The organism is Actinomadura rayongensis (assembly GCF_009831215.1).
Classification (GTDB): Bacteria; Actinomycetota; Actinomycetes; order Streptosporangiales; family Streptosporangiaceae; genus Spirillospora; species Spirillospora rayongensis.
The window spans coordinates 1,297,838-1,313,068 of the sequence record NZ_WUTW01000002.1 but is presented as its reverse complement, the minus strand read 5'-3'; the positions used below and the strand labels follow the sequence as shown (position 1 = coordinate 1,313,068).

General features: G+C 71.3%; 13 protein-coding genes and 2 pseudogenes. 10 read left to right on the top strand and 5 right to left on the bottom strand.

Translation table 11 applies throughout. The annotated features are described in order from the left end of the window. The first annotated feature begins 105 nt into the window (after positions 1-105). Complete coding sequence (locus GQ466_RS15475; RefSeq protein WP_161103532.1) at positions 106-630, top strand: GlcG/HbpS family heme-binding protein; 525 nt, start codon at positions 106-108, stop codon at positions 628-630. Between the two features lie 40 nt (positions 631-670). On the opposite strand, the gene gnd is transcribed toward GQ466_RS15475, so the two are convergent. The 4 genes and pseudogenes from gnd to GQ466_RS32785 all read right to left on the bottom strand — a co-directional run. Then, positions 671-1,642 (bottom strand): phosphogluconate dehydrogenase (NAD(+)-dependent, decarboxylating), encoded by a 972-nt coding sequence (gene gnd, locus GQ466_RS15470; RefSeq protein WP_161103531.1) that lies wholly within the window; start codon positions 1,640-1,642, stop codon positions 671-673. 33 nt (positions 1,643-1,675) lie between these two features. After that, entirely contained in the window at positions 1,676-2,806 is a 1,131-nt protein-coding gene (dnaN, locus tag GQ466_RS15465) for a DNA polymerase III subunit beta (protein ID WP_161103530.1), read from the bottom strand. 525 nt (positions 2,807-3,331) lie between these two features. After that, positions 3,332-4,678: pseudogene (gene dnaA / locus GQ466_RS32790) on the bottom strand (chromosomal replication initiator protein DnaA); the annotation flags it as partial. Positions 4,679-5,878: 1,200 nt separating this feature from the next. Next, positions 5,879-6,073: pseudogene (locus GQ466_RS32785) on the bottom strand (DnaA N-terminal domain-containing protein); the annotation flags it as partial. Positions 6,074-8,545: 2,472 nt separating this feature from the next. Here GQ466_RS32785 and rpmH point away from each other — a divergent pair. The 5 genes from rpmH to GQ466_RS15430 are packed head-to-tail and all read left to right on the top strand — an operon-like array spanning position 8,546 to position 10,874. Next, positions 8,546-8,683 carry a 50S ribosomal protein L34 gene (rpmH, locus tag GQ466_RS15450; protein ID WP_103561264.1) on the top strand — a complete coding sequence of 46 codons (138 nt, stop codon included), beginning with the start codon at positions 8,546-8,548 and terminating at the stop codon, positions 8,681-8,683. A gap of 31 nt (positions 8,684-8,714) precedes the next feature. Continuing rightward, positions 8,715-9,089, top strand: a complete 375-nt coding sequence (rnpA, locus tag GQ466_RS15445) for a ribonuclease P protein component (protein ID WP_161103529.1) — start codon at positions 8,715-8,717, stop codon at positions 9,087-9,089. After that, the gene (yidD, locus tag GQ466_RS15440; protein WP_161103528.1) at positions 9,086-9,412 is read left to right on the top strand and encodes a membrane protein insertion efficiency factor YidD; all 327 of its coding nucleotides are present in this window, start codon (positions 9,086-9,088) and stop codon (positions 9,410-9,412) included. Before rnpA ends, yidD begins: the two co-directional genes overlap by 4 nt. Continuing rightward, on the top strand, positions 9,405-10,352 hold the full coding sequence (gene yidC / locus GQ466_RS15435) for a membrane protein insertase YidC (protein ID WP_161103527.1): 948 nt from the start codon (positions 9,405-9,407) through the stop codon (positions 10,350-10,352). The genes yidD and yidC overlap by 8 nt, the downstream gene beginning before the upstream one ends. 36 nt (positions 10,353-10,388) lie before the next feature. Continuing rightward, the gene (locus GQ466_RS15430; RefSeq protein WP_161103526.1) at positions 10,389-10,874 is read left to right on the top strand and encodes a Jag family protein; all 486 of its coding nucleotides are present in this window, start codon (positions 10,389-10,391) and stop codon (positions 10,872-10,874) included. 82 nt (positions 10,875-10,956) lie between these two features. Here the strand turns inward: GQ466_RS15430 and GQ466_RS15425 are convergent, their stop codons facing one another. Continuing rightward, positions 10,957-11,358, bottom strand: a complete 402-nt coding sequence (locus GQ466_RS15425) for a DUF6458 family protein (protein WP_161103525.1) — start codon at positions 11,356-11,358, stop codon at positions 10,957-10,959. Positions 11,359-11,487: 129 nt separating this feature from the next. Between GQ466_RS15425 and rsmG the strand changes: the two genes are divergently transcribed. From rsmG to GQ466_RS15405, 4 genes are all read left to right on the top strand, one after another. Continuing rightward, the gene (gene rsmG / locus GQ466_RS15420) at positions 11,488-12,138 is read left to right on the top strand and encodes a 16S rRNA (guanine(527)-N(7))-methyltransferase RsmG (protein WP_161103524.1); all 651 of its coding nucleotides are present in this window, start codon (positions 11,488-11,490) and stop codon (positions 12,136-12,138) included. 236 nt (positions 12,139-12,374) lie between these two features. Further along, on the top strand, positions 12,375-13,259 hold the full coding sequence (locus GQ466_RS15415) for a ParA family protein (protein WP_337193480.1): 885 nt from the start codon (positions 12,375-12,377) through the stop codon (positions 13,257-13,259). Further along, on the top strand, positions 13,256-14,221 hold the full coding sequence (locus GQ466_RS15410; protein WP_161103523.1) for a ParB/RepB/Spo0J family partition protein: 966 nt from the start codon (positions 13,256-13,258) through the stop codon (positions 14,219-14,221). The genes GQ466_RS15415 and GQ466_RS15410 overlap by 4 nt, the downstream gene beginning before the upstream one ends. Continuing rightward, positions 14,218-15,150: a pentapeptide repeat-containing protein gene (locus GQ466_RS15405; RefSeq protein ID WP_161103522.1), complete on the top strand. Its 933-nt coding sequence runs from the start codon at positions 14,218-14,220 to the stop codon at positions 15,148-15,150. Before GQ466_RS15410 ends, GQ466_RS15405 begins: the two co-directional genes overlap by 4 nt. Positions 15,151-15,231: the final 81 nt, after the last annotated feature.

The window sequence follows — 15,231 nt, the reverse complement described above, 5'->3', positions numbered from 1 at the left end:
CACGAGCGTAGGCCCTGCGCCCGGTGTCCCGCCTACCTTCCCCCAGCCTGTGGATAACCGCGGCCCGTGATTACTTTCCGTGCCGCGAGGAGGGATACACCATTCATGATCAACAAGCATCTCGTCGGGACGGCCGCCGCGCTGGGCGCCCTCGTCGCCGGCGCGCTGACCACGGCGCAGCCCGCGTCCGCCGACACCGACCTCTTCGGTCACCACACGCGCCACCACGGGTACGTCGCATCGGAGGCGGTGCTGTCCAACGAGGCGCTGGCCCGCGCGTCCAGGGCGCTGGTGAGTTCGGCCCGCGCCCACGGGAACCAGCGGGTGACGATGGTCGTCATGGATCGGTCCGGCGTCATCCGGCTCGTGGTCCGGACGGTGCAGGCCGGGCCGCAGACCTACGAATCGGCCAAGCGGAAGGCGTACACGGCCGTCGCGTTCGGACGTCCCACCAGCGCGCTGGCGGGCAACGAGACCGTCAAGCAGATCCCGGGGACGCTCGTCCTGCCCGGCGGCGTACCCGTCCTTTACCAGGGCTTTCCGATCGCGGGCATCGGCGTCGGCGGCGCGCCCGACGGCCGGATCGACGAGGCCATCGCCGACGACGTCCTCGCGGCCGTCCGGGGCTGAACCGCGCGCCCCGAACGGCCCGCGCGACCGTCCGGGGCCGTCAGACGGGCGGCGGCGGCACGTCGGCGCCGGGGGAGTCGGCCCCCTTCGCGCCCTCGACCGCGTGCCCGCCGAACTGGTTGCGCAGGGCCGCGACGACCTTCATCGCGGGCGAGTCGTCCTGCCGCGAGGCGAACCGGGCGAACAGCGACGCGGTGATCGCGGGCAGCGGGACGGCGTGGTCCACGGCGGCCTGGACCGTCCACCGCCCCTCGCCGGAGTCGTTGGCGTATCCACGGATCTCGTCGAGCTGTGGATCGTCGGCCAGCGCCCGGTTCATCAGGTCCAGCAGCCAGGACCGGATGACCGTGCCCTCCTGCCAGCTCCGGAACGTCTCCGGCACGTTCGTGACGATGTCGGACGCCTCGATCAGCTCGTAGCCCTCGCCGAACGCCTGCATCATCGCGTACTCGATGCCGTTGTGGACCATCTTCACGAAGTGCCCGGCGCCGACCTTCCCGGAGTGGACGAACCCGTAGTCCCCCTCCGGCTTGAGCGTCTCGAAGATCGGCATCAGCCGGTCGACGTGCTCCTGCTCCCCGCCGACCATCAGCGCGTAGCCGTTCTGCAGGCCCCACACGCCGCCGCTGACGCCGCAGTCCACGAACCCGACGCCGAGGGCGCGCAGTTCGTCACCGTGCTTCTGGTCGTCCACATAGTGCGAGTTGCCGCCGTCCACGATGACGTCGCCGGGCTGCAAGAGCTTCCCCAGGCTGTGGACGGTGTCGCGGGTCGGCTGCCCGGACGGCACCATCACCCACACGGCGCGCGGCGGGGTGAGGCGCTCGACCAGCTCCTCCAGGGAGCCGACGTCGCTGACCTTCGGATCGCGGTCGAACCCGACGACCGTGTGACCCCCGCGGCGCAGGCGTTCGGCCATGTTGCCGCCCATCCTGCCCAGGCCGATCATGCCCAGCTCCATGCTCCGACTCCCCTTGTGGACGACTGTGGACGGCGTTTTCTCCGTCCACATCCGATGATCCCGCTATGCCCCCGATATTTCTCCTTACCCCGTCAGACGCACCGGCATGATCAGGTACCGGTAGTTCGGGTTCTCGCCGTCCTGCGGCGGCTTCCCGGTGAGGACGGCCGGCTTGGTCGGCGTGGTGAACGACAGCCGCGCGGTGTCCGAACCGATCGCCGACAGCCCGTCGAGCAGGAACCCGGGGTTGAAGGCGATGTCGATGTCCTCGCCCTCCAGCGTGGCCTCCAGCGCCTCGACGGCCTGCGCCTCGTCGCCCGTCCCGGCCTCCAGCACGACCTCGCCCTGGCGGAACGACAGCCGCACCGGCGTGTTGCGCTCGGCGACCAGCGAGACGCGCTTGACGGCCTCGATGAACGGCGCGGTCGTGACCTCGGCGAGGCCCGCGTACTCGCTCGGCAGCAGCGAGCGGTACTTGACGAAGTCGCCGTCGAGCAGCCGGGACGTCGTGCGCCGTCCGCCGCCCTCGAAGCCGATCATGCCCTCGCCCGCGCCGCCGCCGGTGGCCGCGAGCGCGATCGACACCTCGGCGCCGGCGGTCAGCGACTTGGCCGTGTCCGCGAGCGTCTTGGCGGGCACCAGCGCGACGGACGCGAAGTCCGGCCGCTCCGGCTTCCAGTGCAGCTCGCGGACGGCGAGGCGGTACCGGTCGGTCGAGGCGAGCGTGACGGTCTCGCCCTCGATCTCGACGCGGACGCCGGTCAGCATCGGGATCGTGTCGTCGCGTCCGGCGGCGATGGCGACCTGCGCGACGGCCGCCGCGAACTCGTCGCTGCCCACCGCGCCCGCCGCCGGGGGCATCTCCGGCAGCGTCGGGTAGTCCTCCACAGGCATCGTCAGGAGTGTGAACTTCGCGCTGCCGCAGCGGAGCATCACCTTGGCCCCGTCCGTGGTGACTTCCACAGGGTGGGGAGGAAGGCTGCGCGAGATCTCGGCGAGCAGCCGTCCGGAGACCAGGGCGGTGCCCGGCTCCTCGGTCTCGATGTCGGTGGCGACCTGTGCGGACACCTCGTAGTCGAACGCCGACAGCTTCAGCCGGTCGCCGGCCTCGATGTGCATCCCGGCGAGCACGGGGACCGGGGGGCGCACCGGGAGGGTGCGCGCCGTCCAGGCCACGGCGTCGGCCAGGGCGTCTCTGTCGATGCGGAACTTCACGGAACCCGCCTCCTGCAGGTGTCGGACAGCGTGCGGTGCGCAGGCCCCGGGACGCGCTCGGCGCGCGTTTTCCCCAGGCCCTGATTTGAGCTGTTCTTTTTCTTGGTTAGAGACAAGGGGTCGTACTCGTAGTAGGTGCTGTGGATACTGGGGACAACCGGTGTTTCCGCAGGTGAGACCGCGAATCGTCGTCCCCAGGCCCTGTGGGCGGGCGGTGGACGACGGAGGACGGCCTGGGGACGGCCGATTCTGTCCCCACAGGTCATCCCCACGTCATCCACCGGTTGTCCACGGGTTGTCCCCAGATCATTTACAGGTGCTCGGCCTCGCCGGATGCGGCGGTGCGGCGTCCACAGTTCGTCCCCAGGACTTCCACAGGTTGTCCACGGCTTCGTCCCCATGATGCCGGGCGGCCGTCCACAGGGGTCGGCAAACCGTCCACACGTCTTCCACACGTCTTCCTCAGGTTTTCCACGGGCGATCCCCAGGTTGTCCCCAAGGTTGTCCACAGGGTGTGCGCGACGGTCAGTGCTTACGGGCCTGGTGCTTGATCCGGCCGGTCAGCTCCGTCACCTGGTTGTAGATGGCCCGCCGTTCGGCCATCAAGCTGCGGATTTTACGTTCCGCATGCATGACGGTCGTGTGGTCGCGCCCCCCGAACTGGGCGCCGATTTTGGGCAGTGATAGGTCGGTTAGTTCCCGGCACAGGTACATCGCTATTTGCCTGGCGGTCACAAGCATCCTCGACCTGGACGGTCCACAGAGGTCTTCGATCGTCGTCCCGAAGTACTCCACAGTCTGCGCCATGATCATCATGGCCGTGATCTCGGGACCGGCGTCGTTGGGGATGAGGTCCTTCAGGACGATCCCCGCGAGCTTCATGTCGACCGACTGCCGGTTCAGGCTCGCGAACGCCGTCACCCGGATCAGCGCGCCCTCCAGCTCGCGGATGTTCGTCGCGATCTGCGAGGCGATGAACTCCAGGACGTCCGGCGGCGCCGCCAGGCCCTCCTGCCGCGCCTTCTTCTGCAGGATCGCGATGCGGGTCTCGAGCTCGGGCGGCTGGACGTCCGTCGTGAGGCCCCACTCGAACCGGTTGCGGAGGCGGTCTTCCAACGTCACCAGCTCCTTCGGGGGACGGTCGCTGGAGATCACGATCTGCTTGCTCGCGTTGTGGAGGGTGTTGAACGTGTGGAAGAACTCCTCCTGCGTCTGTTCCTTGCCCTCCAGAAACTGGATGTCGTCCACCAGCAGGATGTCCACGTCCCGGTAGCGGCGGCGGAACCCGTCCGCCTTGCCGTCGCGGATCGAGTTGATGAAGTCGTTCGTGAACTCCTCGGAGCTGACGTACCTTACGCGCGCCCCGTTGAACAGGCTCTGCGCGTAGTGGCCGATCGCGTGCAGCAGGTGCGTCTTGCCGAGACCGGAGTCGCCGTAGATGAACAGCGGGTTGTAGGCCTTGGCGGGCTGCTCGGCGACCGCCACGGCCGCCGCGTGCGCGAACCGGTTGGACGAGCCGATGACGAACGTCTCGAACGTGTACTTCGGGTTCAGCCGGTCGTGCTGCTGGGCCGCCGCGCCTGCCTTGCCCTTGCCCTTGGGGTCGTCGCCGGCGTCCGGGTCGGCGGGCTCGCGTCCGGTGCCCTGCGGCTCCTGCGGCCCGCCGCCGCCGGGGCGGGACGGGGCGCCGAGCGTGCGGTCGTTCAGGTGCGAGCCGCCCTGGAGCTGCGGGGGGACGGACGGGCCCTTCTCGTAGCCGCCCTGCCCGTCGTAGGGGTCGTCGAAGCCGTCGGTGCCGGGCAGGGGACGTCCGCCTCGTCCGCCCGGATAGCCGCCGGCGTTCTCGAACGGGCCGCGTCCGCCGTACGCCGGGGGACGGGCGCCCGCCGGGTAGCCGCGCTCGACGTCGAGCTGCTGGGCCTCCCGATCACGCGGATCCCGCAGCTCGTCCCGCGCCTCAAGCTCACGCGGATCGCGCGCGCCGCGCACGTCAAGCCCACGCGCATCCCGCGCACCGCGCGCTTCGAGGTCCTGCGTATCCCGCGCACCGCGCACGTCAAGGTCCCGCGGATCCCGCGCACCGCGCGCTTCGAGGTCGCGCGCATCCCGCGCACCGCGCACCTCAAGGTCACGGGGGTCACGCCCTTCGAGGTCACGCGGGTCCCGCGCACCACGAAGCTCAAGGTCGCGTGGATCGCGCGCTTCGACGTCGCGAGGGTCGCGCGCACCGCGCAGGTCGGGCTCGCGTGGATCCCGCGCATCACGTACTTCGGGATCGCGTGGATCCCGCGCATCGCGCGGCTCAAGGTCGCGCGGCTCGCGCGCATCGGGCAGCTCAGCGTCGCGCGGGCCACGCGCATCGCGCGCTTCGCCCGCACGCGGATCGCGGGCATCGCGCAGGTCCCGTGGTTCCCCCTCACGCGGACCCCGCGCGTCACGCGGGTCACGGAGTTCGAGGTCACGCTGATCCCGCGCGTCGCGCGGTTCGCCGTCGCGCGGGTCCCGTGGATCACGAGGTTCAAGGTCACGCGCGTCACGGGCCTCAAGGTCGCGCGGCTCACGCGAACCGCGAGCCTTGCGCGCGTCCCGGTCCCGCGGTTCCCGCGCATCGCGGTCACGCGGCTCGCGCGCGTCCCGGTCGCGGGGTTCGCGTGCGTCGCGATCGAGTGCGTCGCGCCCATCTCGATCACGGGATTTGCGGTCCCGCGTCGCGCGGGCGTCCCGCGGCTCACGGGCGTCCCGGTCGCGCGGCTCACGCGCGTCGCGCGGCGGCCAGTCGCGGTCGTCCTCATCCTGTGGATAACCGCCCGGCGCGGGCCCGGGGACGCCGGGCTGAGGACGCCCGCCGAACCCCTGGTCCTCATAAGACGGTTCGCCGTAGCCGCGATCGGCGTACTCGCGCTCATAGGAACGGTCCTCGGCGCCATACGGCTTATCGGGATAAGGCGCGGCGCCGTGGTCGCGGCGCCCGCCCGGAGCGCCCTGGTCGCGGTCGGCGGGCGGCGGAGGCGGCTCGGGCTGGACGGTCACCGCGACGCGGATCTCCCGGCCCAGCTCATGGGAAAGCGCCTGGGTGATGAGGTCGCGCAGGCGGGTTTCCAGCGCGTCCTTGGCGAACTCGTTGGGAGCGGCGAGCAGCGCGGTGCCCTCGATCAGGGCCAGTGGACGGACGAGCGGGAGCCACGCGCGGTAGCTCGGGGCCAGGTCGCGCTCGGCCAGGGAGGAGAGGGCGCGTACCCAGACCGACCCGAGATCCTGACCGTCCATGCGCAAGGTCCCTCCCCCACTGCTCCGCTCACCGGAGCGTCTACCGCCCGGCCGTCACGACGGTTGCGGATCGTCTCTGCGAGCACGGTGCCGCCGCGGAAGACCTAACTCTCTCATGAGTTGTCCACAGAGTTGTCCACATGCTGTGCATGACGGTGGAGTCCCCTGTGTAAAACCCCACAGCAGGGAACGAGCGACTTCTGGGACGTGGTGAGGCGATGGCCGCCGCGAAGCGCGGGGCAGGGGGAACAAGACCGTTCGGACGTCGCCGGTACGACGAGGAGCACGACACTAACGCCGCAAGAACCCCGCCCGCAACACGAACGCCCACCTGTGGAGAACCCACTCGAACCTTGTCCACAGCCTTGAACACCGTCCAGCCCCGACCATCCACAACCCGTGATCACCCGGCCCCCGGCCGACCGCCCCTTGGACAGTGATCTATGAGCCCCACAGCCACGAAGAACAAGGCGCGCCGCCCACCACCGAACCACCGAAGCCCCACACCGCCCCCCAAGTTATCCACAGCTCCACACCCAACCGCCCCAACAAACCCGAAGCACACCCACTCACCTCCACACCACCCAAGCCCGCCACACCCCCAGCCCCACAGCAATAACAGCACCCACCACCCACCCACCAAACACCCAGCCGACCGCCGCAAAGCCGCGCACACCCCCGACCCGACCACCACCCCATCCCAGGCCGCCCCGCGTCCCCCGCCCCTGCGCTCCGCGCCCGCGCTCCGCCCCCGCGCCTAACGTCCCGCGTCCCCGCCCCGCGCCGGGCGCCTGCGCCCCGCGCCGCGCGCCGGGCGCCTGCGCTCTGAGCCCTGCGCCTGCGCCCGCCCGCGCTGCGCGCCCTGCGCCCGCTTCCCGCGCCCACCTCCTGAGCCCCACCTCCCACCTCCCGCGCGCCGCGCCCACGTCTCGTCACCGCGCCCCTCGCTTCTCGGCGAGCGTCGGAGCGTCCACCTCCGCCCCGCCGAAGCGGGCCGGTGCGTGGAGCGTGAGTGACATGACGTCTGGACGGCGAAAAGCTCTACAGCACGGGCGCGCTCTTCGCGGACTGGCTCGTCGTGCGCGCCGTCCTCGCTGACGCACCACCCCCGCCCTGCGGCGGGGCCGCGCTGGCGCTTGCCTACATTCCGCGCTCTGCGCTTCCATCCGCGCGCTCCGCGCGCTCCGCGCGCTCTGCGCTCCGCGCGCTCTGCGCTCCGCGCGCTCCGCGCTCCGCGCGCTCTGCGCCCAGCTAGCCTCCGCTCCCATGCCTTGCCCTCGCGCTTCCGCGAGCCGCTCCGTGCCGCGCCCCGCTCGGTTCCGCGCCCTGCCCCGCTCGGCGCCTTCCGCCCGCGCCCCACGGCGCGCAGGGAGGCCTGCGGGGGTCGCGTGCTGCAGCCTCTAGTGCGCGCGCACTGTTGAACCCGCGTCCGCGCCGGGCCGAGGCCGGGGAATGTGTAAACCGGCCCACGTTCTGAGCTAGCCCCCGCTTCTGCGCTGCGCGTCTTGGGTCGCGCGCTGTCGGCCGCGGACTTTGGGCGGCGCGAAGGGCGGACGACGTGTGAGCTAGCGCACGACCTGACGTCGCGGGCGGTCTCAGCCCCGCTCTGCGAGCGGGCCGTTCGCGAGCTACCCGCCGCCCGCGTCCGCCTGCGTCCGCTCGTGCTCGCCCGCGTCCGCGTCTGCTGCTGTCCGCGTCTGCTGCTGTCCGCCCGCGCTCACCCGCCCGGCCTGACGTCGCGGCGGTCTCAGTCCCCCGCTCTGCGAGCGCGCCGTTCGCGAGCTACCTGCCGCCCGTGTCCGCCCGTGTCCGCCCGTGTCCACTCGTGTCCGCCCAGGTCCGTGTCCTCTCGTGTCCCCTCGTATCCGTCCGGGTCCGCGTCCGCTCGCCGCCTGTGTCCGTCCGCCCGCGTGCGGTGCCCATGCGTGCGCCGTTCCCCGTGCGGCGGTTCGTCCATGGCTGTGCTGTTTGGCTGTGCGCTGTCTATTGCCTGGTCGCGCGTCGTCCGCCCGCGACGTCCCGTGTGCTGCCCGTCCGTGCGGGGAATGGTGCGGCGCGGCGGGCTGGGGCGTTGGGGTGGGATGTAGACGGGCGGCGTTGTGTGAGGCATGCGTTAGGGGCCCTGGGTGTCTGGGCTGGAGTCGTCGTGAGGTGGCTCACTTCTGTTGTGCTCTGTGGTTGCGGATGTGAGTGAGGCACGCTCGTTGGGGGCGTGGGTGTTTGTTGGTGGTGGAGGTTGGGTGGGTGCGGGAGGCGGGTGGGTGGTTTGGGGGGAATGTGGGAGTGGTGGGGTGGCTCGGTTTGACCGGAGGGCGAATCGGCCCGTAACGTGCTGAGGTCGAGACGCATCGACGGAGATGACGCGTGCCCGCCGCCTGGCAGGCCCCCGCTGCGGGGGACCGGACGCGGACCCGTGATGCGAGTTATCGCGCCCTGGCAGACCGTATCGACCGCAGCATCTGGAGCCTTGAAGTGAGCAAGCGTACTTTCCAGCCGAACAACCGCCGTCGCCACAAGAAGCACGGCTTCCGGCTCCGGATGCGCACCCGCGCCGGCCGCGCCGTCCTGGCCGCGCGTCGCGGCAAGGGCCGCGCCCGCATCGCGGTCTGACCGGACCGACCCCGACCGCACCGAACCAGCCATGCTGCCGTCGGCGAACCGGATGCGGCGGCGGGACGAGTTCGGCGTGGCCGTCCGGCGCGGGCAGCGCGCCGGACGGCCCACGCTCGTCCTGCACCTGCTGACCCGTCCGGACGCGCCGGACGACGAGCCGCTCGTCGGCTTCGTCGTGGCACGGTCCGTGGGGAACGCCGTCGTCCGCAACCGGGTACGACGGCGGCTGCGTCACCTGATGCGCGATCACGTGCATCGCCTGCCGCGCGGTAGCCTGCTCGTAGTGCGCGCGAACCCCGCCGCGGCGGAGGCGCGCGCCGACGACCTGGCAGCGGACCTGGACTCGGCGCTGGAGCGCGTCCGTCGACGTCCGGCACGGCCCACGTCCAAGGGGCGGAGATGACGAGTGCCACCGACGACCCGAGCCTCGCGGCCCGGGCGCTGATCCTGCTCGTCCACGGCTACCGCCGCTTCCTCAGCCCGCTCCTCGGCGGGCAGTGCCGCTTCCACCCGACGTGCAGCGCGTACGGTCTCGAAGCGCTCCAGGTGCACGGCGCCCTGCGCGGCACCTGGCTGACGGCCCGGCGGATCGGCCGGTGCCATCCCTTCAACCGCGGCGGCTACGATCCCGTCCCGCCGCGCGGGGACGCGCCCGCGCCCGAGGCGCCCTCCGGCCGCTCCGGCGGCCCCGCCCTAGCAGAGCCCAAGGAGCTGCCCGGTGCTTGACTGGCTATACGAGATCGTCTCCCAGCTCATCGTGTGGATCCACGCCGCGCTGAGCCTGGTCTTCCCCGAGGACAGCGGGTGGGCCTGGGGCGGCTCGATCATCCTGCTCACCGTGCTGCTGCGGCTGCTGATGGTGCCGCTGTTCGTCAAGCAGATCCACGCGTCGCGGAAGATGCAGGAGCTGAACCCCAAGGTCCAGGCGCTGCGCAAGAAGTACAAGAACGACAAGCAGCGCATGAACCAGGAGGTCATGAAGCTCTACCAGGAGAACGGCGCGAACCCGCTGTCGGGCTGCCTGCCGCTCCTGGTGCAGATGCCGGTGTTCATCGGCCTGTTCCAGACGCTGAAGCGCATCTCCGACGCCAAGGAGGGCCACAGCGTCTTCGCGATGAGCTGGGACCTCGTCCACAGCGCGCAGCGCGCGAACATCTTCAGCGCCCACATCCCGGACACGTTCCTCAACGCGTGGAGCGACAAGACGTGGAGCGCGATCATCGTCACCGGCCTCGCCGTGGTGATCAGCTCGTGCACGACGTTCTTCAGCGTCCGGTCCAGCATGAAGCGCCAGCCCGCCGCCACCGGCGACGCCAACCCGATGGCGCAGGCGCAGAAGATGATGGTGTTCCTCGCGCCGCTGTTCGGCCTGTTCGGCCTCGGGTTCCCGCTGGGCGTCCTGATGTACTGGGTGACGTCGAACAGCTGGACGCTCGCCCAGCAGAACTACATCTTCGCCAAGTTCCCGCCGCCCGGATCCGAGGCGGAGAAGGCCAAGGAGGCGAAGGCCGCGAAGAACGGCCAGGCGCCGGGCGGGCTGAAGACGAAGCTGACCAAGGCCGCGCAGGACGAGCCGGCGCCGGTGGAGGACGACAAGCCGAAGGTCGTCCGGAACCAGCCGACGCGCAAGTCGCGGAGCAAGCGCAGCGGCACCCCGAAGCGTTAGTTTGACTGTCCGGACTCGTCCACGAAGGAGTTCCCGTTGAGCCAGACCGACACCACCGAGGTCGACGTCCAGGCGCTCGAGCAGGAGGGCGAGATCGCCGCCGACTACATCGAGGGCCTGCTGGACATCGGCGACTTCGACGGCGACATCGACATGGACGTCGAGGGCGAGCGCGCCGTCGTCGCCGTGGTCGGGGCGTCCCTGGACGAGCTGGTCGGCAAGCGCGGCGAGGTGCTGGAGGCGCTGCAGGAGCTGACGCGGCTCGCCGTCCACCGGCAGACCGGGAACCGCACCCGGCTCATGCTCGACATCGGCGGCTACCGGGAGCGCCGCCGCGCCGAGCTGGCCGCGCTGGGCGCGGACGTGTCCGCCGAGGTGCAGAAGAGCGGGCAGCCGAAGCCGCTGGCGCCGATGACGCCGTTCGAGCGCAAGATCGTCCACGACGCGGTCGCGGCGGCGGGGCTGCGCAGCGAGTCCGAGGGCGAGGAGCCCGAGCGTTTCGTGGTGGTCTACCCGAGTTGATCCGCACGTCGAACGGCCCCGGCACCAGGGATGGTGCCGGGGCCGTCGTGTTTCCGCGGGCTCCCCGTCGCCCGTGCCGGGGTCAGCGGCGACGACCCGGCGGGTTGTTCTGCCGGGCGGGGTCCTGCTGGTACGCCGGGTCGTTGGCGTAGGCGGGATCGTTGGCGATCGCGGGATCGTCGGGTTCCATGGGCCGCTGCGCGACGGGACGTTCCACGACGCGCTCGGTCGGCGTCACGGGACGCTCCACGACGCGCTCCTCGCGGAAGACGGTGTCGCCGTCGGGGGACGGCGGCGTCTCCACGAGCTGCGCGGCGCGGCGGCGCGGACGGGTGTAGGCGTAGGTGAACACCAGGCTGGCGATTCCCACGAGGATCAGGATCGCGCCGACGAGGTGAATGTCGATTCCACTGAGGTCGAACCGGACGGCGAACGCGAGGATCGCCCCGATGGCGATGAACGCCAGACTGACTCCGATTCCCATCGGCCGGAGCCTCCTTCCATGACGAGCGGGCAGCACCGGAGGGCTCTCTACCCCGTCTGCCGCGAATATGCCTGCGGCACCGGGCCCGCGTGTCTTCGCCGTCCCCGGTTTTGTGGAACGATTCGTTCGGTGGGGATCGCGAGTGAGGTTTTCGGCGACGCGCTGCCGGTCGCGGAGCGGTACGCGGAGTTTCTCGCCGGTGCCGGGGTCGAGCGCGGTCTGATCGGGCCGCGCGAGGCGGACCGGCTGTGGGAGCGCCATCTGATCAACTGCGCCGTCGCGGCCGAGGCGATCCCCGTGGGGGCGACGGTCGTGGACATCGGATCGGGGGCGGGGCTGCCCGGTCTGGTGCTGGCGATCGTCCGGCCCGATCTGGCGGTGACGCTGCTGGAACCGCTGCTGCGCCGGACGACGTTCCTGCACGAGGCCGTCGAGCTGCTCGGGCTGACGAACGTCGAGGTGCGGCGCGGACGCGCGGAGGAGTCGGCGCGGGACCTGTCCGCCGACGTCGCGACGGCCCGGGCGGTGGCGCCGCTGGAACGGCTCGTGACCTGGGCGCTTCCGCTGCTGCGTCCGGGCGGGGAGCTGCTGGCGCTGAAGGGCGAGCGGGCGGCGGTGGAACTGGACGAGGCGCGTCCGGTTCTCCAGCGTTTCGGTGTGCGGACGGCCGAACTGCTCCAAGTCGGGCAGGGTAAGGTCGAGCCGCCGACAACGCTTGTCCGAGTGGTCGCGGATCGCACCCCCCGGCGCGCTCCACGGTCGAGGAAGAGGTCTTCATGAGCACGGGACCAGGACTGGGCCGGCCCGACCGCGCCGGCGAACCCACCGACGACGAGCCGACCGAGGCGTCCGGCGAACCGGGGGAGTCCGAGCCGGGTGAGCCCCGGTCCGGACATGCGATGTGGGGAAGTACGACGTCCGGTACGGCGGAGAACGTCGGCTATGTACCGACGGGACGGAGCGCCACGGTGCCCGCTCCGCGCCAGGGACGCTCATCTCAGGGGGAGTCAGAACTCGTGCGCGAGGCGCTCAAGGACGCCAAGGTTTCACGGGAAACCGGAACGGCGACCAGCACGGCCGCGGGCCGCAGCGGGGACCGGGAATGGCCCCGTCCGCCGCGCTGCCGGGTCATCACGATCGCGAACCAGAAGGGCGGCGTCGGGAAGACCACCAGCTCGGTGAACCTGGCGGCGTCGCTGGCGATGCACGGCGCGCAGGTGCTCGTCGTCGACCTCGACCCGCAGGGCAACGCGTCCACGGCGCTCGGCATCGACCACCACGCCGAGGTGCCGTCGATCTACGACGTGCTGATCGAGGACATGCCGCTGGCGGAGATCGTCGTCCCGGCGCCCGAGATCCCCAACCTGTTCTGCGCTCCGGCGACGCTGAACCTGGCCGGCGCGGAGATCGAGCTGGTCTCCAAGGTGGCGCGCGAGTCGCGGTTGCAGCGCGCGCTGGAGGCGTACAACAAGGAGAAGTTCGACTACGTCCTCATCGACTGCCCGCCGTCGCTCGGCCTGCTGACGGTGAACGCGCTGGTCGGCGGGGACGAGCTGCTCATCCCGATCCAGTGCGAGTACTACGCGCTGGAAGGCCTGGGCCAGCTCATCCGGACCGTGGACCTCGTGAAGGCGCACCTCAACCCGACGCTGAGCGTGTCCACGATCCTGCTGACGATGTACGACGCGCGGACGCGGTTGGCGGCGCAGGTCGCCGAGGACGTCCGCAACCATTTCGGGGACGTCGTCCTCAGCACGGTGATCCCCCGGAGCGTCCGCGTCTCCGAGGCGCCGAGCTACGGACAGTCCGTCATGACCTACGACCCGGGGTCCAGCGGGGCGCTCGCCTACAGTGAGGCGGCGTCCGAGATGGCCCACCGTGGAGCGGGAGCCGTGCAGTGAGCCAGCCACGCCGCGGTCTCGGCAAGGGACTCGACGCGCTCATTCCGACCGGGCCGCCGCCTCCGGTGCCCGCGCCGGCGGGTGCGGCGGAGCCCATGCCGTCCGGGCCGCCGACGGGCGCGCCGGTCGCCGGAGCGTACTTCGCCGAGCTGGCGCCGAAGACGATTCGTCCGAACTCCCGGCAGCCGCGCACGCATTTCGACGAGGAAGCGCTGGCAGAGCTGGCGGAATCCATCTCGATCGTCGGTCTGCTGCAGCCGATCGTCGTGCGGCGGATCGACGATCCGGAGCACGAGTACGAGCTGATCATGGGCGAGCGGCGCTGGCGGGCGTCGCAGGTGGCCGGGCTGGCCGCGGTCCCGGCGATCGTCCGGGCGACGTCGGACGACGACATGCTCCGCGACGCGCTCATGGAGAACCTGCACCGCCAGCAGCTCAACGCGCTGGAGGAGGCGGCGGCCTACCAGCAGCTCCTGGACGACTTCGGCGTCACCCACGAGCAGCTCGCCCGGCGCATCGGACGGTCGCGTCCGCACATCAGCAACACGCTGCGGCTGCTGAACCTGCCGCCCGCCGTCCAGGTGCGGCTGGCCGCCGGGGTGATCTCGGCCGGGCACGCCCGCGCGCTGCTGTCGCTGGACAGCGTCGAGGCGCAGGAACTGCTGGCCAAGCGGATCGTCGCCGAGGGCCTGTCGGTGCGGGCCGTCGAGGAGATCATCGCGGTGCGCGAGGTCGAGGACGGGCCGCTGGCGCCGCGCCAGGGCCGCCGCAAGAAGCCGGTCGCGCCGGAGCTGAAGCGGCTCGCGGACCGCCTGTCGGACCGGTACGAGACGAAGGTCCGCGTCGATCTCGGCCGGAACAAGGGCAAGATCGTGGTGGAGTTCGCGTCGCTGGAGGACCTGGAGCGCATCATCGCGTCGATGGCGCCGGAGGAGGCGGGCGTCGCGACGGAGGGTCCGTGACGTTCGCCGGGCTGCGCGGCGACTGCGGTCAGTGCTTCGGGCTGTGCTGCGTCGCGCTGCCGTTCGCCGCGTCGTCGGACTTCGCGGTGGACAAGGCGGCGGGCGAGCCGTGCCGCAACCTGCTCGCCGACTCCCGGTGCTCCATCCACGACCGTCTTCCGGCCGCCGGGTTCCGGGGCTGCACGGTGTTCGACTGCTTCGGCGCGGGACAGCGGGTGTCGCAGGAGACGTTCGGCGGCCGGGACTGGCGGTCGTCCCCGGCGGCGTCGGCAATGTTCCGGACGTTCCCGGTCGTGCGGGCGCTCCACGAGCTGCTCTGGTACGTGACCGAGGCGCTGGAGCGGACGGACGCGGCCGACGTCCACGACGAACTTCGCACCGCCCGCAAGGAGATCGACGCGGTGGCGTCCGGGACGCCGGACGAACTGGCCGCCGTGGACGTGAACGCCCTGCGCGGCGCGGTGAACGCCCTGCTGCTGCGCACGAGCGAGGCCGTCCGCGCACCCGACGCCCCCACCGCCCCGCGAGGCGACGACGCTGCTGCCGCGCCACGGCGCCGCGCGCAGTCGCGACGAGCCGATCTGCGCGGCGCAAAGCGGCGGGGTGTGGACTCGGGTGGTGGCGCGTCGCGGGGCGCTGATTTGCGTGGGGTGAATCGGCGGGGTGCGGATCTGGTCGGTGCGTCGCTGCGAGGGGCCGATCTGCGTGGGGCGAACCTGCGGGGCGCCTGTTTGATCGCGGCGGATCTCCGGGGCGCCGACCTGCGGCGTGCGGATCTCATCGGCGCGGACCTTCGGGACGCAGATCTGCGCGGTGCGGATCTGACGGATGCGCTGTTTCTGACCGTCCCGCAGCTTGCTGCGGCTCGCGGTGATGCGACGACGCGACTCCCCCGGCATCTCGACGCGCCTGCGCAGTGGAGTTTCTAGGCGCGGTGTTTCACGGGAAACTACGAGGGGTGGTTTCACGGGAAACCTGGTTTCACGGGAAACCGCCGCGTGCCGTTCGCC

What these genes read in the sequence shown, in the direction of transcription:
- yidD (WP_161103528.1), top strand. Translation starts at nt 9,086, where the DNA reads ATGACGAGTGCCACCGACGACCCGAGCCTCGCGGCCCGGGCGCTGATC.
- GQ466_RS15425 (WP_161103525.1), bottom strand. Translation starts at nt 11,358, where the DNA reads ATGGGAATCGGAGTCAGTCTGGCGTTCATCGCCATCGGGGCGATCCTC.
- gnd (WP_161103531.1), bottom strand. Translation starts at nt 1,642, where the DNA reads ATGTGGACGGAGAAAACGCCGTCCACAGTCGTCCACAAGGGGAGTCGG.
- GQ466_RS15475 (WP_161103532.1), top strand. Translation starts at nt 106, where the DNA reads ATGATCAACAAGCATCTCGTCGGGACGGCCGCCGCGCTGGGCGCCCTC.
- rnpA (WP_161103529.1), top strand. Translation starts at nt 8,715, where the DNA reads ATGCTGCCGTCGGCGAACCGGATGCGGCGGCGGGACGAGTTCGGCGTG.